At 50.7% G+C, this 25,673-nt stretch carries 23 protein-coding genes; 11 read left to right on the top strand and 12 right to left on the bottom strand.

Features of this window, described 5'->3' with window-relative positions; translation table 11 throughout:
* The first annotated feature begins 332 nt into the window (after positions 1–332).
* Together NGM62_RS07030 and NGM62_RS07025 are read left to right on the top strand one after the other, a co-directional pair.
* Positions 333–491: a hypothetical protein gene (locus NGM62_RS07030; RefSeq protein ID WP_262246796.1), complete on the top strand. Its 159-nt coding sequence runs from the start codon at positions 333–335 to the stop codon at positions 489–491.
* Between the two features lie 768 nt (positions 492–1,259).
* Entirely contained in the window at positions 1,260–1,478 is a 219-nt protein-coding gene (locus tag NGM62_RS07025; RefSeq protein WP_262246795.1) for a hypothetical protein, read from the top strand.
* 110 nt (positions 1,479–1,588) lie between these two features.
* Here NGM62_RS07025 and frr read toward each other — a convergent pair whose 3' ends face one another.
* From frr to bshA, 3 genes are read right to left on the bottom strand one after another with little or no spacing between them, the layout of a single operon-like run.
* Entirely contained in the window at positions 1,589–2,152 is a 564-nt protein-coding gene (gene frr / locus NGM62_RS07020; RefSeq protein ID WP_262246794.1) for a ribosome recycling factor, read from the bottom strand.
* Positions 2,153–2,186: 34 nt separating this feature from the next.
* On the bottom strand, positions 2,187–2,894 hold the full coding sequence (pyrH, locus tag NGM62_RS07015; protein WP_262246793.1) for a UMP kinase: 708 nt from the start codon (positions 2,892–2,894) through the stop codon (positions 2,187–2,189).
* A 53-nt stretch (positions 2,895–2,947) separates the two neighbouring features.
* Positions 2,948–4,075, bottom strand: coding sequence for an N-acetyl-alpha-D-glucosaminyl L-malate synthase BshA (bshA, locus tag NGM62_RS07010; RefSeq protein ID WP_262246792.1), 1,128 nt, complete (start codon positions 4,073–4,075; stop codon positions 2,948–2,950).
* 200 nt (positions 4,076–4,275) lie between these two features.
* Between bshA and NGM62_RS07005 the strand changes: the two genes are divergently transcribed.
* The 4 genes from NGM62_RS07005 to prfB all read left to right on the top strand — a co-directional run bounded on the left by NGM62_RS07005 (position 4,276) and on the right by prfB (position 8,853).
* Positions 4,276–4,656, top strand: coding sequence for a BlaI/MecI/CopY family transcriptional regulator (locus NGM62_RS07005; protein ID WP_262246791.1), 381 nt, complete (start codon positions 4,276–4,278; stop codon positions 4,654–4,656).
* 38 nt (positions 4,657–4,694) lie between these two features.
* Complete coding sequence (locus NGM62_RS07000) at positions 4,695–6,356, top strand: M56 family metallopeptidase (protein WP_262246790.1); 1,662 nt, start codon at positions 4,695–4,697, stop codon at positions 6,354–6,356.
* Positions 6,357–6,471: 115 nt separating this feature from the next.
* Positions 6,472–7,719, top strand: a complete 1,248-nt coding sequence (locus NGM62_RS06995; RefSeq protein WP_262246789.1) for a DUF819 family protein — start codon at positions 6,472–6,474, stop codon at positions 7,717–7,719.
* A 56-nt stretch (positions 7,720–7,775) separates the two neighbouring features.
* A protein-coding gene (gene prfB / locus NGM62_RS06990; protein WP_262246788.1) for a peptide chain release factor 2 occupies positions 7,776–8,853 on the top strand; the annotation gives its coding sequence in 2 pieces (ribosomal slippage) (positions 7,776–7,835 and positions 7,837–8,853; 1,077 coding nt in all).
* Between the two features lie 24 nt (positions 8,854–8,877).
* On the opposite strand, the gene dcd is transcribed toward prfB, so the two are convergent.
* Positions 8,878–9,414 (bottom strand): dCTP deaminase, encoded by a 537-nt coding sequence (dcd, locus tag NGM62_RS06985; RefSeq protein ID WP_262246787.1) that lies wholly within the window; start codon positions 9,412–9,414, stop codon positions 8,878–8,880.
* 108 nt (positions 9,415–9,522) lie between these two features.
* Here dcd and NGM62_RS06980 point away from each other — a divergent pair, with 108 nt between their 5' ends.
* On the top strand, positions 9,523–10,170 hold the full coding sequence (locus tag NGM62_RS06980; RefSeq protein ID WP_262246786.1) for a 4'-phosphopantetheinyl transferase family protein: 648 nt from the start codon (positions 9,523–9,525) through the stop codon (positions 10,168–10,170).
* Positions 10,171–10,173: 3 nt separating this feature from the next.
* On the top strand, positions 10,174–10,572 hold the full coding sequence (locus NGM62_RS06975) for a hypothetical protein (RefSeq protein ID WP_262246785.1): 399 nt from the start codon (positions 10,174–10,176) through the stop codon (positions 10,570–10,572).
* Positions 10,573–10,610: 38 nt separating this feature from the next.
* On the opposite strand, the gene NGM62_RS06970 is transcribed toward NGM62_RS06975, so the two are convergent.
* The 4 genes from NGM62_RS06970 to NGM62_RS06955 are packed head-to-tail and all read right to left on the bottom strand — an operon-like array spanning position 10,611 to position 14,777.
* Entirely contained in the window at positions 10,611–11,960 is a 1,350-nt protein-coding gene (locus NGM62_RS06970) for a hypothetical protein (protein ID WP_262246784.1), read from the bottom strand.
* A gap of 11 nt (positions 11,961–11,971) precedes the next feature.
* Positions 11,972–12,433, bottom strand: a complete 462-nt coding sequence (gene bcp / locus NGM62_RS06965; protein ID WP_262246783.1) for a thioredoxin-dependent thiol peroxidase — start codon at positions 12,431–12,433, stop codon at positions 11,972–11,974.
* A gap of 34 nt (positions 12,434–12,467) precedes the next feature.
* Complete coding sequence (locus NGM62_RS06960) at positions 12,468–14,159, bottom strand: M23 family metallopeptidase (protein ID WP_262246782.1); 1,692 nt, start codon at positions 14,157–14,159, stop codon at positions 12,468–12,470.
* 6 nt (positions 14,160–14,165) lie between these two features.
* Positions 14,166–14,777: a fumarylacetoacetate hydrolase family protein gene (locus NGM62_RS06955; protein ID WP_262246781.1), complete on the bottom strand. Its 612-nt coding sequence runs from the start codon at positions 14,775–14,777 to the stop codon at positions 14,166–14,168.
* 436 nt (positions 14,778–15,213) lie between these two features.
* On the opposite strand from NGM62_RS06955, the gene NGM62_RS06950 reads away from it, so the two are divergent.
* The 3 genes from NGM62_RS06950 to NGM62_RS06940 all read left to right on the top strand — a co-directional run bounded on the left by NGM62_RS06950 (position 15,214) and on the right by NGM62_RS06940 (position 21,428).
* Positions 15,214–18,201 carry a SusC/RagA family TonB-linked outer membrane protein gene (locus tag NGM62_RS06950; RefSeq protein WP_262246780.1) on the top strand — a complete coding sequence of 996 codons (2,988 nt, stop codon included), beginning with the start codon at positions 15,214–15,216 and terminating at the stop codon, positions 18,199–18,201.
* Positions 18,202–18,211: 10 nt separating this feature from the next.
* On the top strand, positions 18,212–19,846 hold the full coding sequence (locus NGM62_RS06945) for a RagB/SusD family nutrient uptake outer membrane protein (RefSeq protein WP_262246779.1): 1,635 nt from the start codon (positions 18,212–18,214) through the stop codon (positions 19,844–19,846).
* Positions 19,847–19,982: 136 nt separating this feature from the next.
* Positions 19,983–21,428, top strand: a complete 1,446-nt coding sequence (locus tag NGM62_RS06940) for a Gfo/Idh/MocA family protein (protein WP_262246778.1) — start codon at positions 19,983–19,985, stop codon at positions 21,426–21,428.
* 75 nt (positions 21,429–21,503) lie between these two features.
* On the opposite strand, the gene nrdF is transcribed toward NGM62_RS06940, so the two are convergent.
* From nrdF to NGM62_RS06920, 4 genes are all read right to left on the bottom strand, one after another.
* Positions 21,504–22,487, bottom strand: coding sequence for a class 1b ribonucleoside-diphosphate reductase subunit beta (gene nrdF / locus NGM62_RS06935; protein ID WP_262246777.1), 984 nt, complete (start codon positions 22,485–22,487; stop codon positions 21,504–21,506).
* A gap of 95 nt (positions 22,488–22,582) precedes the next feature.
* On the bottom strand, positions 22,583–24,688 hold the full coding sequence (gene nrdE / locus NGM62_RS06930) for a class 1b ribonucleoside-diphosphate reductase subunit alpha (RefSeq protein WP_262246776.1): 2,106 nt from the start codon (positions 24,686–24,688) through the stop codon (positions 22,583–22,585).
* A complete protein-coding gene (gene nrdI / locus NGM62_RS06925; protein ID WP_262246775.1) occupies positions 24,645–25,061 on the bottom strand; it encodes a class Ib ribonucleoside-diphosphate reductase assembly flavoprotein NrdI in 417 nt (138 codons plus the stop codon). The genes nrdE and nrdI overlap by 44 nt, the downstream gene beginning before the upstream one ends.
* Before the next feature lie 106 nt (positions 25,062–25,167).
* Positions 25,168–25,404 (bottom strand): glutaredoxin family protein, encoded by a 237-nt coding sequence (locus NGM62_RS06920; RefSeq protein WP_262246774.1) that lies wholly within the window; start codon positions 25,402–25,404, stop codon positions 25,168–25,170.
* Positions 25,405–25,673 lie beyond the last annotated feature (269 nt).

The following is a 25,673-nucleotide window of genomic DNA, read 5'->3' as shown; positions in this document are numbered from 1 at the left end:
AATGCTGCTTTGCCCATCGGGAAGCCTTTTTATTTACTTGCTTTCTAGCCAGTTGGTCAAAAAACATACCGAAAGCTTTTCGCTGACGATATGGCGTTATTTGACCGTTACGAATATAAAAATTCCATTTTTTGCCTGCAAGTCCGTCGCGTGATTTGGTTGATTATAATGACAAAGTTGCATGGTGGGGGTATGTATCGGGGTAAACCAGATAGGGNGGTCAAAAAACATACCGAAAGCTTTTCGCTGACGATATGGCGTTATTTGACCGTTACGAATATAAAAATTCCATTTTTTGCCTGCAAGTCCGTCGCGTGATTTGGTTGATTATAATGACAAAGTTGCATGGTGGGGGTATGTATCGGGGTAAACCAGATAGGGGACAGCCTAAACCCTACACACATTCGGGCAACCCCTACATGGATTCGCCCAAACCGGAGTACGGAACGCACAACCCCTACATACATTCGAGCAAACCCTACATGGATTAGTCCAAACCGGAGTACGGAACGCGTAACCCCTACACACATTCGGGCAACCCCTACATGGATTTGCCTAACCCCTACATGGATTAGTCCAAACCGGAGTACGGAACGCGCAACCCCTACACACATTAGGGCAACCCCTACATGGATTTGCCCAAACCGGAGTACGGAACGCGCAACCCCTACACACATTAGGGCAACCCCTACATGGATTTGCCCAAACCGGAGTACGGAACGCGCAACCCCTACACACATTAGGGCAACCCCTACATGGATTTGCCCAAACCGGAGTACGGAACGCGCAACCCCTACACACATTCGGGCAACCCCTACATGGATTTGCCCAAACCGGAGTACGGAACGCGCAACCCCTACACACATTAGGGCAACCCCTACATGGATTTGCCCAAACCGGAGTACGGAACGCGCAACCCCTACACACATTCGGGCAACCCCTACATGGATTTGCCCAAACCGGAGTACGGAACGCGCAACCCCTACACACATTAGGGCAACCCCTACATGGATTTGCCCAAACCGGAGTACGGAACGCGCAACCCCTACACACATTCGGGCAACCCCTACATGGATTTGCCCAAACCGGAGTACGGAACGCGCAACCCCTACACACATTAGGGCAACCCCTACATGGATTTGCCCAAACCGGAGTACGGAACGCGCAACCCCTACACACATTCGGGCAACCCCTACATGGATTTGCCCAAACCGGAGTACGGAACGCGCAACCCCTACACACATTAGGGCAACCCCTACATGGATTTGCCCAAACCGGAGTACGGAACGCGCAACCCCTACACACATTCGGGCAACCCCTACATGGATTTGCCCAAACCGGAGTACGGAACGCGCAACCCCTACACACATTCGGGCAACCCCTACATGGATTCGCCCAAACCGGAGTACGGAACGCGCAACCCCTACACACATTCGGGCAAACCCTACATGGATTTGCCTAACCCCTACATGGATTAGCCCGAACCGGAGTACGGAACGCGCAACCCCGAGTACAACGGGCAGCGCCCTCGCATACCCAGAGCTGGCCACAATAAGTAAATATTAGATTTTCACGCTAATAACGGCCGTTAAACCGTCATGATGTCTTTTTCCTTCGCATCGGCAAGTTGATCTACCTTGGCGATGAATTTATCGGTCAGTTTCTGCACTTCGGCCTCACCGGCTTTGATCTCGTCTTCCGATACGCCATCGGCCTTCAGCTTCTTGATGGTGTCGTTGGCGTCTTTGCGGATGTTGCGCACGGCTACGCGGCCTTTTTCGGCTTCTTCCTTTACTTTCTTTACCAAATCGCGGCGGCGCTCCTCGGTGAGTGGTGGGATGTTAAGCCGGATGATGCTACCATCGTTTTGTGGCGTCAAACCGATGTTGGCATCGAGGATTGCCTTTTCGATGGGAGCGAGCATGGTTTTTTCCCATGGTTGTATCACCAATGTACGCGCATCGGGCGTGTTGATGTTACTTACCTGTGCCAGGGGCGTGGCCGTGCCGTAGTAATCTACGAAGATGCCATCGAGCATCGAAGGCATGGCTTTGCCTGCCCGGATTTTGGTGAGCTCCAATTCAGTATGTGCGACCGCTTTGGTCATCTGTTCGGTGCTGTCTTCCAGTTGTAAGGATATCAGTTCGTCCATGATTATGCGTTTATTATGGGTTGGTCAAAGATAACTATTCTCGTACTAATGTGCCGATATGTTCGCCGTTGGCCAAGCGCGCCAAGTTTCCAGGTTTGTTCATGTCAAATACGATGATGGGCAACTTGTTTTCCTGGCATAGGGTGAATGCGGTCATATCCATCACGCTGAGGCCACGGTTGTACACATCTTGGAACGTGATTTCGTCGAACCGTGTGGCAGACGTGTCTTTTAGCGGGTCGGCGGTGTAGATGCCGTCCACCCGGGTCCCTTTGAGTACTACGTCTGCATTGATTTCGATGGCACGCAGTGATGCCGCGGTATCGGTAGTGAAGTACGGGTTGCCCGTGCCGGCACCGAAGATAACCACCCGGCCCTTTTCGAGGTGCCGCACCGCTCGCCTGCGGATAAACGGTTCGCATATCTGCTCCATCTTGATAGCTGTGAGCAGGCGTGTCTTGATTTCCAGCTTCTCAAGGGCATCCTGCAACGCCATGCTGTTGATTACCGTTGCGAGCATACCCATGTAATCGGCCTGCACACGGTCCATCCCAGCCTTTTCTGCACTCAGCCCGCGGTAGATGTTGCCACCGCCGATGACGATGGCAATTTCCATTCCCTTGCTGTGGATGTCTTTGATGTCTTTGGCGTATTGGGCTACACGGTTGATGTCGATACCGTATTGCTGGTCGCCCATGAGGGCTTCGCCGCTGAGTTTGAGTAGGATGCGTTTGTACTTCATATTATTGCTGTCTCGGAAGGGGACTTCCAAGCGCCAAAGATAAAAGAAATTTTTTAACTGCCAGCGATGACTTCCCGGTAATAGTCCTCGTATAGCGGCATGATGTTGGCTAACTGGAAGTCTTTCGCCCGGTTCAGTGCAGCCTCTTTGAACTGCTCCAGCCGATCATTGTCTTCGAGGATATAAATCGCATTAGCGGACATGGCGTCTACATCGCCGATATCGCTGAGGAATCCGGTTACGCCGTTTACGTTCAGTTCGGGAAGTCCACCCGAGTTTGAAGAGATAACAGGTACCTTGCAGGCCATGGCCTCCAAGGCTGCCAAGCCAAAGCTTTCCGAGCCGGAAGGGATGAGGAACAGGTCAGACACAGAAAGTATCTCTTCGATAGCATCTTGCTTGCCGAGGAAACGGATGTCATTGGCCACGCCCAATTCACGCGACAGTTGCTCGGCAGCGGTACGTTCCGGCCCATCGCCCACCATCAGCAGCTTGCTGGGGATTTTTTCCTGCACTTTCTTGAAGATACGGATTACATCGGTGGTACGTTTCACCTTACGGAAATTGGACGTATGTACCAGCACGCGTTCATCGCCCGGGGCAATAGCCTGCTTGAAATGCTGCCGTGGTTTGAGGCTGAAACGGTCCAAGTCGATGAAGTTGGGAATAACGCGGATTTCGCGCTTGATGTCGAAATGGCTCAGTGTCTCCGTCTTCAGGTTTTCGGAAACAGCAGTAACGCCATCAGACTGGTTGATCGAAAACGTGACAACCGGGCTATAACTAGCGTCTTTGCCCACCAACGTAATGTCGGTGCCGTGTAAAGTGGTGACCACCGGTATATTGATACCGTAGGTGGCCAGGATCTGCTTGGCCATGAATGCCGCCGAAGCATGGGGAATCGCATAATGTACATGCAATACATCCAGTTGTTCAAACCGGACCACATCGACCAACTTGCTGGCCAATGCCAGCTCGTAAGGAGGGAAATCAAACAACGGGTACTTGGATATCGTAACCTCATGGTAGTATAGGTTCTCCGAAAAGAAATCCAATCGCGCAGGCTGGCTGTAGGTGATGAAATGAATCTGGTGCCCATGGGCCGCCAACGCCTTGCCCAGCTCCGTGGCAACTACACCGCTTCCACCAAAGGTAGGATAACATACGATACCGATCTTCATGTACTCCCGTCTATTTTGTTGCCCACAAAGTACGCATAAATTTCCTGATGGTAACTTCATGCTAACGTAAAAAGATTGGGATACTTGGATTACTGATGGCTTTTTGATAAAAAACTAAAAATTTAATTTGAAAACTAAATAATTAGTTGTATCTTTGGGTATATGTTTGGAAAGACGTTATGGAAAATAAAGATAAAAAGATGAAAAAACTCAAGGAGCTGACGCGCGCGGAAGAACAGATCATGCAGGAATTATGGAACCTGGAAAAGGCTTTTGTAAAGGATATCATCAAGCGGCTACCCAATCCGAAACCTGCTTATAATACCGTGTCTACCATCATTAGGATACTGGAAACCAAAGGATTCGTGGGGCATGAGGCTTTTGGGAAAAGCCACCGGTACCATCCGGTTGTTTCAAAGGAAGACTACCGTGCATTTGCCACGGGCAAGTTGTTGCACGGCTATTTTGGCGATTCGGCGCGGAACATGCTTTCGTTCTTCGTTGAAGAGCAGAAGCTCGACATGAGAGATGCCGACGAATTGCTTAAGCTGCTTGAAGAGGCCAAGAAGAAAAAGAAGTGATGGCGTAACCTTATCGTTCACGATTAAAACTTAATGTTATGATGTATCTAGTGCTGGCCAACCTATATCTCGCCGTTTTCTATGGCTTTTACTACCTGTTTTTGCGCCGGGAAACATTTTTCCAAGGGAACCGGATTTACCTGCTTACGGGCTTGTTGCTCGCGTTTGCACTTCCGCTTGCTGAATATGCCGGTTTTGACGATAGTGTGGTGTACCAATATCAGCTACCCATTATCGAGCTAGGCGGTACGGCAGCCGCCGGTACGGCGGCGGGCGAGGCGGGTGCTGCCGGGTCTCCCGTAGGGATAATGTCTTACATCGTTATGCTGTATATGGCGGGCTGTGGCGTAGCCCTGTTCTTTGTGCTATTGCAAGCATTTGGGACCATCCGTGCATTGCGGAAGGTGGTGGCGGGACAGGCGTTTTCCTTTTTCGGCATGATACGCATCGACCACACGGCGTATGGGAGCGACCAGATTGCCCGCCATGAACAGGTGCATGCGCGGCAGTGGCACAGCGCCGATATCGTGGTGATGCAGGTGGTCAAGATTTTCAACTGGTTTAACCCGGTGGTATATCTCTATGAGCGGGCATTGCGCCTGCAACACGAGTACATAGCCGATGGAAAGACGGCTGCTAACAATCAGTTCGCTTACGCCGAGCTGTTGGTGTCTCGCGCCATGGGGGTAAGCGGCCCTGTGTTGGCCAACTCGTTTTCAAGCAGTGGCCTGTTGAGGTGGCGGGTAGCCATGCTATTGCGCGATAAGTCACCCCGGCTCCATAGCTGGCGCTACGCGGCACTATTGCCCGTGGTTGCGGGGATGCTTGTTTTTTCACTCGCATGCAACCACCAAAGCACCAAGGCATCGGGTAAGGCGGCTATCGATGCGCAAGAATTCAAGAAAGTATTGGGTACTTATGTGGTGTACCGCGAGGAAGCCCTTCGCAACGGTACGCAGGGTGTGCTGGCCTTCACATTCGAGAAGACCGACCAGGGCACCATCGAAAGCATTTCATTCCTCAACGAAATGGGCGACGGCCAGGAGGAAGAGGTGGTGAAAGCACTCCAATTGGAGCAGGTGCAGCATGCAGCACCGGAAGGTAAAAGTTTGGCGACCATCAATTTTAGGATTTCCGGGATGGAGCCCAGTGACATGCCACCGCCGCCGCCCGTGTCGGGCGACTATAATGCGTTGGGTGATATTGTCATCGTAGGTTATCAATCGCCACCGCCGCCTCCGGTTGAACCCGCTGCCGGAAGCAATGGCCGGGCGGAGGCGACAGCAGAGAAAAAATACCCCGAGCCACCGGTTATGCAGGTGCGGACCCCCGATAGTGAACCGGAAGAAACCGAAAAAGAGGCGCAGGAGGAACCAAGGGACCGCTTATTCCAATCAGTTGAAATAAACCCCATGCCTCCGGGGGGTATGCGTGCATTCATGGAGTATGTTGGTAGGAATTATGATTATCCGCAAGAAGCGATAGAAGCCGGGGTAAATGGCATGGTCCAACTTTCGTTTGTGGTGGAGACCGACGGTAGCTTGACCGACATGAAAATAGTAAGGGATTTGGGTTACGGCACAGGTGAAGCCGCCATCCGTGTATTGCAAAGCAGCAGCAAGTGGTCGCCGGGTGTTCAGAATGGCCGGCCCGTGCGGGTGGCGTACACCTTGCCTATCCGATTGAATCTGCAACAGTGATGCGGATTATGTGAATTTGGTTTTTAATAGGTGTGAAGCCCGGCCTTATGGTGTCGGGCTTTTTTTTTACCTTTGGCGGCGTACCATTAATATTGATCCACGCCAATTGACGACCATGGATAACGCTGCAAACACTCCCGCGCTGATTACCGACGATGCCGCCGTATTCGGATTGCTGATGGTTATCCTGGCGGTGATTTTCTATACGTCCAATAGTAAGCACGCGGGGCTACGTAAGTTTTATACTATCCTGCCGCCGCTGTTGCTTTGTTATTTCGTGCCTGGATTATTCAATTCGTTCGATGTGATCGACGGCACCAAATCGGAATTATATAGTATGAGCTCCAATTACCTGCTCCCGGCGTGCTTGGTGCTTTTCACATTGAACATCAACTTCCGTGAGGTGTGGAAACTCCGCAAGAAAGTGGGGCTACTCTTTTTCACTGGCATGATCGGCATTGTGCTTGGCGGCCCATTTGCCGTGTGGCTGTTCTCCCTCTTCGCACCCGATGTGGTAGGAGGCGAGGTATGGAAAGGTTTGGCTACGCTGGCCGGATCTTGGATAGGGGGCGGGGCTAATCAGGCAGCCCTGTTCCGCATATTCGAGCCCTCGCCGGAGATTTTTGCGGCAACGGTCGCGGTAGATGTGTTTGTGGCCTACGGGTGGATGGCGGTGTTGCTGTACGGCGCAAGCAAGCAGCGCCAGTTTGATGCTTTTTTCAAGGCGGATGGGGGCGAGGTGCAGGAGCTGACGCAACGCATGGCCGAATACGGTGGCCAAACCACCAAGGCAGCGGAAACCAAAGACTTCATCATCATGCTGGGCATTGCACTCGGTGTTACCGGGATCGCCCATCTCTTGTCGGGCGTTATCGCGGGATACATCACAACCCACGCCCCGCAGCTCGATAAATTCAGCCTGACTTCCAGCTTTTTCTGGCTTATCCTGCTGGCTACACTGATGGGGGTAGGGCTGTCGTTTACCCGTGCGCGGCGGTTGGAAACCGTGGGAGCATCGCGTTTGGCAACGGTCTTTCTATATGTGCTCATCGCTACCATCGGTATGCAGATGGATGTATTTGCCATCATGGATAACCCCGGGCTTTTTCTGGTAGGCCTCACCTGGCTGGCCTTCCACGCATTGCTGCTTTTTATCGTTGCCAAGATTGTGCGTGCACCGTTTTTCTTTTTTGCCATCGGCAGTATGGGTAATATCGGTGGCGTGGCTTCCGCTTCGGTTACCGCCGGCGCATTCCACCCGGCACTGGTACCTGTCGGGGTATTCATCTCGGTATTCAGCTACGCCATCGGTACCTACGCGGGCTACCTTTGTGGCATATTGATGCAGCTGGTGGCACCCTGATAGGTAGGGATAAAAAGATAAGCCAGAGAAAATCAAAAATCCATACCTTTGCACCTATGACCAAAGAACAAATACAGGACTTGAGGGATCGAACAGCTTCCCTAAGGAGGCACCTTTGACGTCGATACGCGCAAACAGGAAATAGAAAGCGAGCAGGCCACCACAATGGAACCCGGCTTTTGGGACGATTCCAAAGCGGCCGAAAAAGTCCTGCAATCCATCAAAAGCAAAAAGATTTGGACCGATCATTTCGACGAAGTCGCTGCAGCGGTAGACGACGCCGTTGTGATGTTTGAATTTTACCAAGCCGGCGACGCACCCGAGGCGGAAGCGCAGGAGCAGTACGACATCGCCCTGCGGAAGGTGGAAGAGCTGGAATTTAAAAATATGCTCAGCGCCGAGGAAGACCAGATGGACGCCGTGTTGCAGATCACGGCCGGAGCCGGTGGCACCGAGAGCTGCGATTGGGCGGGCATGCTGATGCGGATGTATATCATGTGGGGCGAAGGAAGCGGCTATAAGGTAACCGAGCAGGATTACCAGGAGGGCGAAGTGGCAGGAATCAAAACGGTCACGCTGCAGTTTTCGGGCGATTTCGCCTACGGGTACCTTAAAGGTGAAAACGGCGTGCACCGACTGGTGCGGATCTCACCGTTTGATTCCAACGCCAAGCGGCACACGTCGTTCGCATCTGTGTATGTGTACCCACTGGTGGATGACAATATCGAAATCGAAGTGAAGGATTCGGAAATAGACTGGGATACCTTCCGCTCCGGCGGGGCAGGCGGCCAAAACGTAAACAAGGTGGAGACCGCCGTCCGCCTACACCACAAACCTACCGGTATCATTATCAAAAACCAGGAATCCCGATCGCAGCTGCAGAACAAAGAAAACGCACTGCGCCTGCTGAAATCACAGCTGTATGAGATAGAGATGCGCAAGCGGCAGGAGGCTTCGGCAGCCATCGAGGGCAGTAAGAAGAAAATCGAATGGGGCTCGCAAATACGAAATTACGTGCTGCACCCGTATAAATTGGTCAAAGACCTGCGTACCAATGTGGAGACATCCAACACGCAGGCGGTATTAGATGGCGATATCGACGAATTCCTGAAGGCGTATCTCATGGAATTCTGAGGCAGCTAACACGTAGTTGCCGCGCTAGAACTCGTTCTTCCACATCATGCTTTCTACCGGGCGCGTAGTTTTGCGGTTGTATTTGGCATTGCCCTTGGTATTGTAGAATATCTCGATATCACCTTCCACATGGAAGTAAATGAGCTGGCCTATGGGCATCCCCGCATACACCCGTACCGGCTGCGTCACAGATATCTCGAGGGTCCACGTATTGCAGAATCCCACATCGCCCTTGCCCGCCGTAGCGTGGATGTCTATACCCAGCCGGCCCGTGCTCGACTTGCCTTCCAGGAACGGGACGTGGTTGTGCGTTTCGGTATATTCAAGGGTTACGCCAAGGTATAGGGTGTTCGGCTCCAGCACAACACCGCTTTTCGGGATTTCGAAATGCACGATTTCATTGTGCTTTTTTGCATCCAGCACACGGTCTTTGTACGTAGCCAGGTATTTGCCCAAATGCACGTCGTACGAATTGGTGCCGAGGCACTCCCTGCGGAAAGGCTCAATCACAATCGAGCCGCGCTCGATCTCTTCTAAAATACGTTTATCGGATAAAATCATTTTGCTTTGACATGCGAGATGCGCAAAAATACACTAATGAATCATATTTTTAAGGAAACGGCAATAAATAACTACTTTTAAATAACAATTTTAGGTAAGTTTGGCTCTATGGCGTTGGTATATTTACGGGAGTTGGACCACAATGCCCGGTTTGCGATATGGCGGATTGAGGAATCGGCGGAAGAGTTGATTAGCCGCCTGCAATTGGATAGCCGCGAAAAGGCTATCCTGAGTCGATTGAATAAGGGTAAACGGACGTTGCACTGGTTGGCTACGCGGGTATTGCTGCGGACGATGTTGAATACCCCGGGTTACATTGATTGCCCGTCGGATGAAAACGGCAAGCCTTACCTGGCAAATTTCCCACAGCGTATCTCGCTTACGCACTCGTTTGACTATGCGGCGGTGATGCTGAGCGACAACGGCGAGGTGGGCATCGACCTGGAGCTGGTGAAACCGAAAATTGTCCGCATTGCAGAAAAGTTCATGAAAGCCGGCGAGCTGGCAGCGATTGGCCGCGACCACATCGAAAAGCTCTATGCATGCTGGTGCGCCAAGGAAGCCGTGTATAAGCTGCAGGGTAATAAAGGGGTTTCTTTTAAAGATAACATGACCATCCAGCCGTTCGACTTCCAAGATCAAGGGGTGTTGTTCCTAGAGCTGGAGGCACCGCATCGCAAAGAACGGTTCAAAGTATACTATGAAAAATTCCAAACGTATATGCTGGGCTATGTTATGGAAGGAGGGACGGAATAAGCTATGCTGAAAAGGGATTCTCTAACCGCACAGATGCAACAGCTTAGCCATACGCTGGCGAAGGTAAAGCGGCTCATCGTGGAAGAGCAACGCACCGAGGCGCTATCGACCCTCGAGGCCGTGCTGGGTGAGTATTTCGGTACATCGATTACCGACCTCTTGGAAACACCAGCCAACGTATTCCGCCAGAACCTGGATAAGGCCGGTTTCCTTCCCGAAGAGCTGAGCCTCCTGGCCGACTTTTTAGATACCGTGGCCGAAACGCGCGAACAGCATGCAGACCGCGATATAATCTGGGGGAAGGTGCTGCTCATCTACGATCTGCTTGAGCAGGAGCACAGGGTGGTATCGTTTGCCCACATAGCCCGCCGGGCTGCCATCACGGCAGCCAGCCGTTTATGACGTTCTTGTAAGGCCACTGGGTAGCTGCGGGCCGTTGTTCAGTGCAGGTCAATCAGTTGGATTAAACTATGCAGCCGCGGGTTCTCCATCCGGAGGAGGGCCTGCACAGCCACACCACCTCCCGATACCGGCCGGCCCAATAACTCAAGCGATTCGACCGCCTGTATATGGGGGGCTATAACAGCCGGTAAATCGCTTGCCCGCAGTTTGCTGAAATCTACCCGGAGGCTCAGGAGGTCGTTATTAGCAGCTACGCCCGATGGTAATGTACGGGGCTGCGGTGCGGTGTGAAACTGCACGTATCCCGAAGGTGCTGTACTGGTGTTTACCTGAAATAGTGGAAAGATGCCGCGCATGCCACCCTCTCGCTCCAGGTAGCCGATGAGTGCGCTATCGGCGGCTATCGACGCGTAAATCTCAGGTACCGTTTTGTCTACAACCTCCCGTGTTTCGATAAGCTCGAAATTATCGTCGTAGTCGTAGTTGACAATCGTATCGCGCTGGGTGGTCGTACCCTTCCACTCCATCGCAAGATGGCCGTGATAGTAGCGGAGTAAACTATCACCGTATAAAGTATGGTCGCCGATGTCGAATTTACGGCCTTGTAAGAAACCTGCCAGGTCGTCTTGCACCCATAGGCTGGCCGTGTTGGAGTCGGCAAAATGTGGCATATCTGCCAGTGGGCCCGGTGGATGCCCTGTTTCATAGTGGCCGCTGAACGATACCTTCCCATTCTTAAAGCCGATGGCAAACCGATGATGGGATGTGCGCACGCATACTTGGCCACGGTCGTGGGTAATCCCGTGGAAGTCGCTTTTGCTTACAGGCACGTTGCCACCATCCTGCTGCAGCATATCAGCCAGTATTTCAGTGAGTGCCGTAAGATCACTTTTTGGTTTTGTGGGCAACAGCGCAAATAGGGCCCGCGTTGGCCGGATAACGACCAGGCAGCGCGCCGACGACGCAATAGTCCCATATTGGCCTTGGCTGACCTCCATCTGGAATTGGCTGTGCAGCCACGCGGCAAACGCTGCCGGGTCCTTGACAGCCACCGAGCCGAAATAAATACCGGGGAACTCGCCGGATAATGGATGGTCTATTTGGTATAGGAAGAGGTTGGCGGGAATGGCACTACCCGTTTGCGCCCCACGTAAAGCATGCGGTTGCCCTCCCGCTGTACTGCGATAGTGCGCACCATTCCACAGAACGTTCCAGACGATATCCCGGATAAGGCCGTCCACGTGGATGCGCACCAACGACGTAGCGGCGCTTGGAATCGTGGTTTGGTAAGAGCGGTATTGCCGGTACGACCAATAGCCCCAGCATGCTGCCGTGATGAGGAGCAGCGCGGCCAGGGCAATGAAAAACACACGCTTGATGACGGGCATAGGAGCCGGGATTAGCCGAGCAGCTCCCGCACTTGCTGTGAGGCCCGCTGGTTATCTACCTTGTCTATAATATGGGTGATGATCCCCTGTCCGTCGATAATGAACGTAGTGCGCAACGTGCCCATGTATTTTTTTCCAAAAAGCGTTTTCTCGGCCCACACGCCGTAATCGTTGACAATACGCTGGTCTGTATCCACTAATAAGCTGAAAGGCAGACTGTACTTTTCGGCAAAATTGCGGTGCGAACGCTCCGAATTGACACTGACGCCGATTACCTCGAAGCCTTCTGCCTGCAGCGACTGGTAGTTGTCGCGGAAATTGCAGGCTTCAGTGGTGCAGCCGGGAGTGTTGTCTTTGGGGTAGAAATAGAGGATGACCGTCTTGCCTTTGAAATCGCTCAGTGAAACCGTGTGCCCGTGCTGGTCTTTTGCCGTAATTGCAGGGGCTTTGTCGCCTACTTTTAATTTTGCCATATCGTTAGAATTTACTACTTTTTGCTACTTGGTATTACTTTAAAAAATCAACTTCATATACCTGTTCATTGTCTTTCCAGTCTACCACCTCGAGCCTGAATCTGTGCTTGCCGCGGGGTAGGCTGTCTTCAAACACATGCCATAGCGACCGCGATTTCGAATCGTATTCCATCAATACCCACTGGTCGTCTATAAACCCACGGAACGATTGGATGCCCGAAAGATTATCGGAGATTTTGAAGTTCACGCGGGTTATAGCGCCCATATCTTTTCCCGCACTGATGTTTTGTGGCTGGATGGTTGGCGGTATGGTGTCTACGGTGATATAAAAACTACCGAAAGAGCGTGTTTTGGTACGCACCCAGCCGTCGTCGAAGTTACCACCGTGCGAGTTGCGCCGCTCGTCCACAATGATTGCTTTCGGCTTCAATTCATCGGTCAGCGTGCTGTCGGGCCTGATCTTGAGTTCGTAGCTTTCAAACAGGGGCACAAGCCGATTGTGTACATGCTGCACCATCGAGTAGCCATCTTTGGGGCGGGCCCCTTGGTGGTATTTGAAATGCAGGTGGTCATACAGCGCATTAGCCGGCATAATGAGGTCGATATGGTCTGCGGTAAAGCGGTTTTCGCGGTCGTACCGGAACATCGCCGTGCCGGTGGTGCGTTGCCTGTCGGGCGTGTACGATGGGTCATTCCTTACTTTCAGGGTGTGGGAGCTGGTATTGCCCTGGGCATCGCGCACACGGTACATCAACGTATGTTCGAGGTTGTCGGTCAGCGTAATGCTGCCATCGCCCTCCAGGAAATGGAAAATGTTAATAGGGTTGTTGGGGTCTTTAAAGCCTTTTTGGATCCGGACACGCTTGAGGATGTAGTAGGGATAATCGATGTACGAGTGGATGGCCCGCGAGGTGGCAAACGATAATTCTTCGAAAAGAACGGTACTTATCGGCTTATTGTCTAGGAAAAGCTCGATGGAGTAAACGCCATTATTGAAAGTGGTACCGTCATGGCGGTCGGTGGTATTGATGCCGATGCCGAACCGGCCGTTCACGCGGAGGGTCTGCTTGTCGGTGAGGGAGAGGTGTCTCCGTGGCGTATATTCGCCGAATGGCTCGTCTTCCAAATCGTATAAAGTGATGCCCCGGATGGTTGGAGGGACATTATCCGGGAATCTCAACCCGAACAGCTGCGGGTTGAGGGGAGCTTCCGTTTCGGTGTCGCGGAGCTCGAAGTGGAGGTGCGGCCCTTGGGAACTGCCTGAGTTGCCCGCCAGGCCGATCCGGTCGCCTTTTTTCAGCAGCACGGCGGCTGAATCCAGAGGGATGTCCACATCGAAGCGCTCTAGCTCATATTGCTTGGCTTTCACAAGGGCGGCCAGTTGCGGGCTGAACTCGTGCATGTGCAGGTATACGCTGGTGAACCCATTGGGGTGATTGATGTACACGGAGTTGCCGCCTCCGCCGATCTGTACCCGCACGCGGGCCACATAGCCGTCTGCCACTGCAAAAATAGGTAGACCTACCCGCTGCTGGGTGCGGTAATCGTCACCGGCATGGAAGTGTGTCGAACGCAGCTCGCCGAACGTCCCCGATGCCTGTGGTGCGATGGCTAACGGATTGCGGAAATAGCCCACCGGATATTCACGGGTTTTGATGAGGGCGGGCTGACCCATTGCGGTGAGTACAGCAAAAAGTAAACTGATGCAAGTATAGAAAATCTTCATGTATGGCTACTTCACGTGAAAATGAAACACCCGCTGGTAATCGAGGAACCCTTCCAGGTAATCACCGATAGCTACCGGGCCTACACCTGCTGGCGTGCCGGTGAAAACCAAGTCGCCCTTCCGCAGGGTGATGTATTGCGATACGAACACGAGAATATCCTCAAACGAGAATATCATTTCGGCGGTGTTGCCCTCCTGTACCGTAACCCCGTTTTTGTCCAGCCGGAAATTAAGGTTATGCACGTCGCCGAATACTACCTTGGGATGCAACATGCTTACCGGTGCCGACCCGTCGAACGCCTTTGCAAGTTCCCACGGCAGCGACTTTTCTTTTTGCTGTCGCTGGATATCCCGTGCGGTGAAATCAATCCCCAGTCCGATGGCATCGTAATACGTGTGTGCAAATTTTGCGCCGATGTGCTTCCCTTCTTTGCAGATGCGCAGGACAACCTCTACTTCGTGGTGGATGTCTTCGGAAAAGGCAGGGTAGTAGAAGTCGCGGTTATCCTTCAGCAATGCCGTATCGGGCTTGAGAAAAATAACCGGCTGTTCGGGTACCGGGTTGTCGAGCTCCTTGGCATGTTCGGTATAATTGCGGCCAATTGCGATGATCTTCATAGCTGTTTCATTTGGGACAAACTTATAGAAATTCTGCTTATAATATGCTGGATGATTGCGTTGAATATAAAAAGGAATCGTTTGGGCGTATTGCGGTATGTATCATTTTTGCTTGGAGGTAAGTCAATTATTATATACCTTAGCCCCATCGTTGGGAGGGTATTGCCCGGCGAACAGACCAAAAAGAGTAAAAAATAAAATTGTTAACCTGTTAAGAAGTGTATACTATGAAAGCAAATTCTACGCCTTTATAAGCTAAAATCTTTTAGCCCAATTCGCTGGCAAATGTTGCAGCGGAGACCGGAAGTTGCCGCCTATCTCCTAGGATGGGCAAGTCCGTTTTATTACGGGGAGCTGACAGTGAACCGACAAAGAATAATGTACTATATAAAACAAAACGATGAACCAACAATTAACTAAAACACGACGTGGGAGAATGCGGTTGACATTTCTCCCGTTGGCTGCTGCATTGCTGGCAGGACCCGCAGTAGCGGCCAGCAACGGTGCTTCGGCACGCGATGTAGTAGCAGAGGCTGCTGTGCAGCAGAACATTACCGGTAGGGTGACCAGTGCCGTAGACAATGTCCCATTGACCGGGGTGTCTGTAACGGTGAAAGGCACTTCGCGCGGTGCCGCTACCGACGACGCAGGACAGTTCAATATTTCTGCTGAAGCAGGTGAGATCCTCGTATTTTCTTACTTGGGTTATACCTCCCAAGAAATCGTGGTAGGGCAGTCTGCCACCATTAATGTGCAGTTGGAAGAAGACGCAGCGAGCTTGGATGAGGTGGTTGTTGTAGGGTATGGCACGCAAAAGCGTAAGGAGATAACCTCAGCGGTAGCCACCGTACGTGCCGAAGACTTCAATGCGGGTGGTAGCCGGTCGCCGATGGACTTAATCCAAGGTAAGGTTGCCGGTTTGAACATCACCCGTACTCAAGGGAATAATCCGAATTCGAGCGTCGCCATCCAGCTCCGCGGGGTTACATCACTCACCGGGACACGTACCCCATTGATTGTTATTGATGGGATTCCAGGTGGTAGCCTCGATCTCCTACAACAGGATGATATCGAATCATTCGATGTGTTGAAAGACGGCTCGGCAGCGGCAATCTATGGTACCCGTGGTAACGCAGGGGTTATTTTGATTACCACCAAGAAAGGGAAAGCGGGCGACGCACGTTTTGATTATTCGACCTACGTGCAGCGTGAATATGTAGACAAGAAACCAGCATACTTGTCGGCCACGGATTGGCGTAATCTTATTTCCGAAGGGCTTATCAATAGCGATCAGGACTTCGGTGCATCTACCGATCTGTATGACGAATTGATCAATCGGCAAAACACCAGCCAATACCACAACTTCGCTGCTTCCGGTGGCAGCACCAATACCAACTACCGAGCGTCGATATATTATAGCGAGTCTAATGGTATTGCGAGGGAGAATGGCCGTGACCAGTTCGGTGGCCGGCTTAATATCAACCAAAAAGGATTGCAGGATCGGCTTACGCTTTCGGTGAATCTGGCGTCGAATTTTAACAAAGCTAACCTATTAGGTGGAGGTACGGGCGACTTTGAGCAGGCTATCCAACGGAATCCTACTGCCCCGATTTATAATGAGGATGGTACGTTCCGCGAAACACAGAACTACAACAACTACAACCCATTGGGCCGTTTAGCGCACCGTATCAATGGACGCGACCAGCAGACATTTTCGGGCGATGCGCAATTACGGTTGCAAATTATCGACGGCTTATCGGCTTCGGTATTCGGATCGTATTTGCGTAATAACTGGAACGACCGCCAATACCGCTCTACTGAAGATTGGGACCAGCGCCCCCAATCGGACTATCAAGGAATGGCCTATGCGTTTAAGCGGAATGAGCTGTCGTGGACTAAAACGCTTGAATCTACGATCGACTATGTAAAGACGTTCCAGGAAGACCATACTATCACGGGCTTGCTGGGGTATAGTTACCAATATGGAACATATGAGCGGTTTGAAGTGAATAACAATGGTTTCACCACAGACGGCTTCTTGGATTGGAACCTTGGTGCAGGTAGCGCCATTAATAATACGCAGCTACCGCGGCCAGGCATGGGTAGCTATAAAGATGATAATACGCTTATCGCATTTTTTGGACGTGTTAACTACGCATATCGTGGTAAGTATTTCGTCCAAGCACTCATCCGTAGGGAAGGGTCCTCGCGCTTTGGTGCCAACCATAAATGGGGAAATTTCCCCGCTGCATCAGTAGGATGGACCCTGAGCGAAGAAGAATTCCTCAGCAGCGTACCACAAATCAATGAGTTGAAATTGCGTGTTGGATATGGTGTTACCGGTAATGAGGGTATCCCGAACTACCAATCGCTCGTTACCTTGAGTACGGGCGGGGTGTATCCACAAGATGGCGTGTACTACCAAACTTATGGGGCGGCACGAAACCCGAATCCTGATTTGCGGTGGGAACAAAAGGCTGAGTGGAACGTGGGTGTCGATTTTGCCTTATTTGGTAACCGGATTACGGGTGCATTAGACGTGTACGATCGGGAGACACGCGATTTGCTATATGAATATAACGCACAGCAGCCTCCCTTTGTACGTGATAAACTCTATACTAACGTAGGTTCCATACGCAACCATGGGGTGGAATTGCAATTATCTGCGGTGGCAATGCGTAAAAACGACTTCCAATGGAATATCGATTTCGCCGGAAACTCCCAGTTCAACAAATTGACCAAACTGTCGAGTGATGTGTTCCAAGCAAACTGGTTGGAATTTGCAGGCTTGCCCTCGCCGGGCAATTTAGGTAATGCCATTCGCCTGGAAGAAGGAGGAGCGGTCGGTAATTTCTACGGTAAGCGTTTTGCCGGCTTTACCGACGACGGAAAGTGGTTGTTTCACAAAGCAGACGGCACCACGGGTACAGCGTCGGAAATGAACAACGACGATTTGGCTATCATCGGTAATGGTGTCCCAAAATATCAGGTATCATTGAGCAACACGCTCACCTATAAAGGATTCGATTTGACCGTAATGTTCCGCGGCAAGTTTGCGTATGACATCCTCAACACCAAAGAAATGTATTTTGGCAATAAAAAATGGTTGCCAAATAACATGCTGAAGAGTGCCATTACAACGCACAGCGAGTTGAATGACGATCCGCAATACTCAGACTATTACATTGAGCCTGGAGATTTCGTGAAATTGGATAACCTCACATTAGGCTATAATTTCAGTTTAAATTCAACATACATCCGCAATATGCGTATTTATGTGACCGGTCGGAATGTGGCTACGTTCACTGGATACAGTGGTATCGATCCGGAACTGCAGGATACGGGCTTTGAACCGGGAATTGATAGCCGCGGGTTTTATCCGCGTACACAGTCTTGGGCAATCGGATTGAATGTAGGGTTCTAAAACGACAACGATGAAAAATTACATTAAGAAAGCAATATACGTCGCGGTCTCCGGAATGGTGATCAGCGGAATGAGTGCGTGTACAGACTTGGATGAGACGTTGTACAGCGAATTGAATAAAGGCAATTTTTATAATAATAAAGTTGAGGTGCTACAAGCAGCATTACGGCCATTTACCCACATGCAGGCGTGGTTGGCACCTACAGGCCAGAATGGTTATTATTACCATGCAGAGTTGTCGGCCGATCAGCTGGCTTGGCCTCAAAAGGGGCGGCATGGGTATGACGGTGGCGACCACTTCCGGCAGCATTATCATACTTGGACGGATAATGAGGGGCGGATGCGTTCGGCGTGGACTTTGATTTGGACAGGTGTAGGGTACATCAATGCGGCTCTCATGGACTTGGAGCAGGTTGATTATGTATCGCTCGGTATCTCCGACGCGGAAATGGCAGCCATATTGGCTGAGCTGAAGGTGCTTCGGGCATTTCATTACATGAAACTTATGGAATTGTGGGGTAATGTGCCGATTATCACTACTGTGGGCGAGCCGTTGAACCCGCCTACACAGTCGAAGCAAGCAGTCTTTGATTTCGCTAAAACCGAATTGGAGACCTATGTTCCGCAACTGTTGCCATATTCTACTGAAATGGTTGGCCGGGTATCGGCTGCTGCGGGGTATGCCATGCTGGCCGAATTATACCTGAATGCGGAATATTTCGTCGGAACACCGATGTGGGATGAATGTATCGCGGCGTGCGATAAGATTATCAATGGAGAGGCTGGTGGTATTGGCGGCACACCGACATTGGCTAATAATCTAACCGAAACATTTGCTAATACCAATAGGAACGCCCGGGAGTCCCTTTTCCAATTTGCATTCAGTCGACAAGGAGGCTTCACCTTTGGTTGGGGAGGCTTTTTCATGGGTTATGATAACATCAAAGAGGTGCTGAATGTAGGTTACGGGGGATGGAACGCATTTGTAGTCATTCCTTCTGCATTTGATGCGTATGCAGATAACGACCTGCGTAAGAAAGAGTGGTTCCTGTTCGGTCCGCAATACAAATACGGCACTAATGTGCAGATATTGGGTACGGAAGAATGGAACGGCAAGCCATTTGCCTACGTCAACTCCATCCGCCGCGAGAGTGAAGGAGATTTCACGAGCGAAGGCAGCATGGCTGAGGGTGAGGAAAACAGCGGTGCCCGTTTTCATAAATACAAGAGCGGCACATTGGATGATGAGAACTATCAAGAGAACCACTATATCATCTATCGCTTGACCGAAATCTATTTCAACAAAGCGGAAGCCATTATGCGGAAGAACGGCGGTACAGCCACCCAAGAAGCAGTTGACTTAGTCAATGCGAGCCGCCAACGGGCATTCTCAGCAGCGGATTGGCCGGCCGCACGTTATACAACGGCGACGTTGACAATGGATGAGCTGCTTGCGGAACGTGGGCGCGAATTTATCTTCGAGGGCAAGCGCCGGACAGATATCATCCGCTTCGGCCGGTTTACCAACGGCTCATGGTGGGATCACGAACCGACCAATGACCCCACACGGGAAATTTACCCGATACCCCACACCCAGTTGGCCGCAAATCCGAACCTGGTACAGAACCCCGGATACGGCAATTAATCATTAGTCGCCAGCAAGTTTTACTAAGAACTTGCTGGCGATTTTCATATATCGGGCAGTATGATTTGTACGGTTTTACGAAAGGTAGGGTGTACGGAAGAGCAGATACGCGAAAATAATTTAATTTGAATACTAGATGAAAAAGAGTAATCAAACAAAAGCAGGCGCAAGCCGCAGGGAGTTTATTAAAACGGGAGCTGCGGCAGCAGCAGGCTTCATGATTGTACCCCGGCATGTATTGGGGGGCACGGGTTTCATTGCACCCAGCGATAAGCTGATCGTGGCGGGTATAGGTGTGGGGGGCAAGGGAAATTCTGACCTCCGTAGTTTCCACGAGAGCGGAAAGGCCGAAATCGCTTTCCTTTGTGATGTGGACGACCGCCGTGCCGAAGGATCGGTGAAAAGGTTCCCAAAGGCCAAGTATTACAAGGATTACCGGGAGATGCTCGATAAAGAACACCGCCATATCGATGCGGTATCGGTGTCGACGCCCGACCATAACCACGCGGTGCAGGCTCTAGCTGCGATGCAGCTGGGCAAACATGTATACGTGCAGAAACCCCTTACCCACGATGTGTTTGAGGCCCGCGCACTGACAGAGGCGGCAAAAAAATACAAAGTGGTAACACAGATGGGCAACCAAGGGGCATCGGGCGACGGTGTCCGTATCATGCGCGAATGGTTTGATGCCGGGCTTATCGGCGATGTGCATACCATCTACACGTGGACAGACAGGCCCGTGTGGCCACAGGGCATCCAATGGCCGGCACAAACCGCTGAAGTACCAAAGGAGCTCGATTGGGACCTGTGGTTGGGTACGGCGCCATATAAAGACTATATCGATAAACTGGTGCCGTTCAACTGGCGCGGTTGGTGGGATTACGGTACGGGTGCACTCGGCGATATGGGATGCCATATCATGGAAGCACCATTCAGTATCCTCGGGCTACAGTATGTGAAAGACGTACAAGCCAGTGTAGGGACCGTGTATGTGGATGAATTCAAAAGAGGGTACTTCCCGGAAAGCTGCCCACCGTCCAGCTATGCGGTGCTCACTTTCCCCAAATCCGAAAAGACCACCGGCGATGTGAAAATCCACTGGATGGATGGCGGTATCCAGCCGCAGCGTCCGGAGGAACTGGGACCCAATGAAGTGTTCGGTGATGGCGGCAACGGGATCCTTTTCGTGGGTACCAAAGGCAAGATGATGGCCGGTTGTTATGCCGAAAATCCGCAGTTGCTGCCCACGTCGCTTACCGAACGGCATAAACTGCCGGTGAAGTATGAGCGTGTACCCGGCGGAGCGGGCGGCCACTATGCCCAGTGGGTAGAGGCCTGTATAGCAGGGCACGGCAACAAGGAAGTAAGCTCGCCTTTTTCGATAGCTGGCCCACTTACGGAAGCGCTGCTTATGGCAAACCTAGCCATCCGCGGCTCAGACCTCCGTATCGACAACAAATACCCCGGTAGGAATCTCAAATTGATTTGGGATAACGACAATATGAAAGTAACCAATTTCGATGAGGTGAACCAATTCGTAAAAAGGCAATATCGCGAGGGGTGGAGCCTGCCAACGGTTTAAGGGTGATATCGGGATATTTATTACACAAAAAGGGGGCTCGAGCCCCCTTTTCTTATTATACGGCAATCTTTTTTGCTATATGGCAATCGATGTATCCATCACGAAATCTTCATCGCGGAGATGCACGATTTCCGTTGCTTTTTCGTAATTGGTGGATTTCTTGGAGAAGAAATCATGCTGGGTGGTTTCTACACTGAGGCCGTTCAATACAATGGGGTTTACACGCTTAACCTCAAATATCGGCTCGAACCCGAGGTTCATCAGGGCTTTGTTTGCGTTGTAACGCACATATTCCTTCACTTCGGCTGTAAGCCCTACTTCGGTATAGATTTCTTCTGTATACTTAAGCTCGTTTTCATACAGCTCGTTGAGTAGGGCCAGCAGCTTTTCTTTCGTTTTTTCGGGGTGGGGGAGCGTCTTGTATACATCTTGTGCCAGAAGCCCCACAAATACGCCGTGGATAGACTCGTCGGCAACGATTTTTTTGATGATGTCTGCACTGGCAACCATGTGCCCCTGGCCGCAAAGCCACAGCGGGATGAAGAAGCCGCTATAAAAGAGGAAAGACTCCAAGAATACCGAAGCACACAGCCCCATGAAAAGATCCTCTTTGCTGATATCCGCATCGGCTAGTTTGCGGTAGTGCTTATCGATTGTAGATGCCTTGAACTGCAAATACTTGTTATTCTGCACCCAATTGAAGATATCTTCAATGTCTTGCGACGTGGCTACCGTGGTGAAGATGGTAGAGTAAGACTTGGCATGGATGGCTTCCATCATACACATGTAGGCCAGTACCGATTTGTTTTGCAACGAATCGATGTGGTCCATGATCTTGGGCATGCCCGTATGGCTTTGTAGCGTATCGAGCAGCGTAAGCCCTCCCAGTGCCTTTTTGTAGCACTCCCGCATCTCGGGAGAAAGGGCCTTCCAGCTGTCTATGTCTTTGGAAGGGATGTATTCCGTGTCTATCCAGAATTGCTTGATATTCTGCTCCCAGAACATCAATGCGTAGTCATTTTCTGGCTCATTCCAGTTGACGGCTTTATATTGTCTCATCTGTATATTTTTTATTTTTCAAGTGTCAATGCCTGTCCTGCCTCGGCGGGGCCGGCGGGTTCATTCGACAAAAATTTTGTATTACAACTTTTAGTTTATGCCGAACACGATACACATTCGTTAATCGATGATTTCCGTGTCCGCGTATAATACAGCGATTTCAATCCCATTTTATGCCCGTAGATGTAGTACTTCGCCAAATCGCGGGTATTGTCCTTGGAGTTGGTGTGCAGGATGGTGGATATCCCTTGGTCTACATGCCGCTGGATGACTGAAATCAACCGCAGTACTTTCATCTGGTCCATATCATACGCCGACTTGTAATAGAAGTAGTTCTCATTGGTGAGGTATGGCATGGGGTAATAGGTTGTGCTGTCGCCATACTCACGTACTTCTATCGTATCTACAATCGGCATCACCGAAGCGGTCGCATTCATGATGTATGAGGTAGACTGGTTGGGTGCAATCGCTATCCGGTAGGCGTGGTATATGCCGTGTTCCTTCACTTGCTCTTTCAATACTTTCCAATCCTCCATGGACGGAATGTCGATACCTGCGAACAACTCGGTGACCTTGATGGTGGTTGGGAAATAATCGCGGCTTACGTATTTATCGAAGTACGACCCATCGGCATAAGCCGTTTTTTCGAAGCCTTCGAATGTCCGCTTCCGCTCTCGTGCGATTTCCATCGATGCCTGCAGCGAGTAGTAGTTTACCATCATAAAGAATACGTTGGCAAAATCCAGTGCTTCTTCGCTTTCGTACATGATGAAGTTTTTGGCGAGGAAGCCGTGGAGGTTCATTGCCCCTAAGCCCACGCTATGCAATTCGCGGTTGGCCTTCTGGATAGAAGGTACCATGGCAATATCGGTCACGTCGGTTACCATGGTGAGCGCGCGCATCGCGATTTTGACGGATTGTTCAATCCGTTTATTGTCCATCACCGTAGCGATATTGAGCGAACCCAGGTTGCATGAGATGCCGTACCTGATGGTGTCTTCCTGTCCGTATATGTTGATGTCGGATACTTCAGACACTTGCATGATTTCGGTGCAGAGGTTCGAGAACTTGACTTTGCCGATACCGTTCAACGCATGCTGCCTATTGGCGTTCTCTTTAAAGAAAATATAAGGATAACCGCTTTCCTTCTGCGTTTGGGCAATTTTGACCAGCAGGTGGCGGGCATTGATTTTCTTTTTCTTGATTTTCGGATTGGTTACGAGCTCGTCATACATCTCGTCCATATCCAGGTTGTCCAAGTACTGGCCATATTCCTGCATCACGGTGTGCGGATAAATCAAGTAGCAAGGTTCGTCTTTGGCCGCCAGCTCCATGAACTTATCGGGTACGATGACGCCGATGGAGAGCGATTTTATACGGACTTTTTCGTCTACGTTGATTTTTTTACAGTCGAGGAATTCCTCGATATCCGAGTGGAAGATGTTGAGGTATACCGCTCCAGCTCCCGGGCGCTGGCCCAATTGGTTAGCGTATGAGAAAGTGTCTTCGAGGATTTTCATGATGGGCAATACGCCCCCGGCCCGGCCTTCCACGCCTTTTATGGCCTCGCCGCGTGCCCGGATCTTCGAGATGTTGAACGATACGCCACCACCTATGGACGATAATTTCATTGCCGAATCTACCGCATAGCCGATGCCGTTGAGGTTATCGCCGATTTCATCAAGGAAGCAAGATACCAGTTCACCCGACCTTTTTTTGCCGGCATTGAGGAACGTTGGGGTGGCTGGCTGGTACTCTTGGTTGATCAATAGCTCGGCATACTCCAAAGCTTGTTCCACACCGGCCTGGCGGGCTAGGAACAACGATACGGCGGCAACACGGTCTTCGTAGCGCTCCAGGAATTTCTCGCCCGAATCGTCGCGCAGGGCATAGCTCTGGAAAAACTTAAAAGCGCTCATGAACGAAGCGAAACGGAACTTCTTGGAAGCAATGAAGTCGTACACACGCTCCATCTCCTCGAAGGTAAACCACTCATAGAAATTGATGTAATAATCGTTTTCGATGAGGTAGTCTATTTTTTCTTTCAGCGTGTAAAAGAATACCGTGTTTTTATTGACATACTCGAGGAAATAAGCGCGCACAGCCTCTTTGTCCTTGTGCAGGCTAAATTCCTCGTCATTTTTGATCATGATCTCGTTATTGAGCAATATCCAGCTCTTTGCTACCTCGTTTGTTACCATGGTTTCTCCTTGCTTTAATGATGGCGATAAATTCATTGATATCTTCGTTGGTTCCCGATAGCTCAAATTTCAATGCCAATGGGATACCGTATTCGGAGGCGATCTTGTTTCCGGCTACCGCAAAATTCTGCCCCCAGTTGCGGTTGCCGCTCGATGATACAGATAGTATATATGGACTTGCCTGCTGTAAAAAGTTTTTGGTGGTTTCTGGAATCTCGCCAAACCGTGTGGTGAACGTCACCAGGTGCCCTTCTTGTACGGCCACTGTGTCGGGTTGGATTTTCTCAGTCTCCCACCCGGTTGCTTCGGCTATTTTCCGCATAAACCGCTCCACGTTGCCCGTTTTGCTGTCGTAATATATCCTTTCCATCATACGAACCTTTTTAGATGCCAAACCCCCACATACCGAGGGGGTCCCTGCTTATTGTTATTATACCGCACCGCGCGCGTCTACCGTAGACCCGCCAGGGCTTACCTTGTTACTGTACGGTCAAGGCTGATAGCTCTTCCGGTTTGAACCCAATGATGCGCTGGGTCTCTTGATCCTGATTCAGTACGATAACCGTGGGTACGGTACGGACCTTATATTGGATGGCGAGCTCCGGCTTATCAAACGGATTCACTTTCTCATAGGAAACACCCCTGCGGTCGAGAAACTCAGACACTTGGTTGCAGGGTACGCAATCATTTTTTTCGAACTTAATAATCCGTGTCATACGCTATAAAATTTTAATGTTCAACTTTATCTTTACCGTGAGGTTGGTAAGTTGTAGCCTTGAACAAATATCAACTATTTAAACCCAGATAGGTAGTAATTGTTATCAACAGATGTGGAATTATACACATTGTGGATAAGTGGTGTGGGTTAAGTGTCGGACAATATGTTGTCTATCAGGAGCGTATGATTGTATTTGCCGCGCTTGTAAAGTAATGTGTGGATAATTGGTTCGTTCTTTCGGTATATTTATTGATATATTCAGGCGTT

The organism is Parapedobacter soli, assembly GCF_025460835.1.
In the GTDB taxonomy this organism is placed as follows: Bacteria; Bacteroidota; Bacteroidia; order Sphingobacteriales; family Sphingobacteriaceae; genus Parapedobacter; species Parapedobacter soli.
The sequence above is the reverse complement of the archived record's forward strand: the minus strand, read 5'-3'. Positions and strand labels throughout refer to the sequence as shown.

Coding starts and splice junctions, on each gene's coding strand:
- bshA (WP_262246792.1), bottom strand. CDS start 4,075: ATGAAGATCGGTATCGTATGTTATCCTACCTTTGGTGGAAGCGGTGTA.
- NGM62_RS06950 (WP_262246780.1), top strand. CDS start 15,214: ATGCGGTTGACATTTCTCCCGTTGGCTGCTGCATTGCTGGCAGGACCC.
- nrdE (WP_262246776.1), bottom strand. CDS start 24,688: ATGGTAACAAACGAGGTAGCAAAGAGCTGGATATTGCTCAATAACGAG.
- NGM62_RS07025 (WP_262246795.1), top strand. CDS start 1,260: ATGGATTTGCCCAAACCGGAGTACGGAACGCGCAACCCCTACACACAT.
- NGM62_RS06995 (WP_262246789.1), top strand. CDS start 6,472: ATGGATAACGCTGCAAACACTCCCGCGCTGATTACCGACGATGCCGCC.
- frr (WP_262246794.1), bottom strand. CDS start 2,152: ATGGACGAACTGATATCCTTACAACTGGAAGACAGCACCGAACAGATG.
- nrdF (WP_262246777.1), bottom strand. CDS start 22,487: ATGAGACAATATAAAGCCGTCAACTGGAATGAGCCAGAAAATGACTAC.
- NGM62_RS06920 (WP_262246774.1), bottom strand. CDS start 25,404: ATGACACGGATTATTAAGTTCGAAAAAAATGATTGCGTACCCTGCAAC.
- NGM62_RS07030 (WP_262246796.1), top strand. CDS start 333: ATGACAAAGTTGCATGGTGGGGGTATGTATCGGGGTAAACCAGATAGG.
- NGM62_RS07005 (WP_262246791.1), top strand. CDS start 4,276: ATGAAAAAACTCAAGGAGCTGACGCGCGCGGAAGAACAGATCATGCAG.
- NGM62_RS06975 (WP_262246785.1), top strand. CDS start 10,174: ATGCTGAAAAGGGATTCTCTAACCGCACAGATGCAACAGCTTAGCCAT.
- NGM62_RS06940 (WP_262246778.1), top strand. CDS start 19,983: ATGAAAAAGAGTAATCAAACAAAAGCAGGCGCAAGCCGCAGGGAGTTT.
- NGM62_RS06970 (WP_262246784.1), bottom strand. CDS start 11,960: ATGCCCGTCATCAAGCGTGTGTTTTTCATTGCCCTGGCCGCGCTGCTC.
- nrdI (WP_262246775.1), bottom strand. CDS start 25,061: ATGATGGAAAGGATATATTACGACAGCAAAACGGGCAACGTGGAGCGG.
- NGM62_RS07000 (WP_262246790.1), top strand. CDS start 4,695: ATGATGTATCTAGTGCTGGCCAACCTATATCTCGCCGTTTTCTATGGC.
- dcd (WP_262246787.1), bottom strand. CDS start 9,414: ATGATTTTATCCGATAAACGTATTTTAGAAGAGATCGAGCGCGGCTCG.
- NGM62_RS06955 (WP_262246781.1), bottom strand. CDS start 14,777: ATGAAGATCATCGCAATTGGCCGCAATTATACCGAACATGCCAAGGAG.
- NGM62_RS06945 (WP_262246779.1), top strand. CDS start 18,212: ATGAAAAATTACATTAAGAAAGCAATATACGTCGCGGTCTCCGGAATG.
- bcp (WP_262246783.1), bottom strand. CDS start 12,433: ATGGCAAAATTAAAAGTAGGCGACAAAGCCCCTGCAATTACGGCAAAA.
- NGM62_RS06960 (WP_262246782.1), bottom strand. CDS start 14,159: ATGAAGATTTTCTATACTTGCATCAGTTTACTTTTTGCTGTACTCACC.
- NGM62_RS06980 (WP_262246786.1), top strand. CDS start 9,523: ATGGCGTTGGTATATTTACGGGAGTTGGACCACAATGCCCGGTTTGCG.
- pyrH (WP_262246793.1), bottom strand. CDS start 2,894: ATGAAGTACAAACGCATCCTACTCAAACTCAGCGGCGAAGCCCTCATG.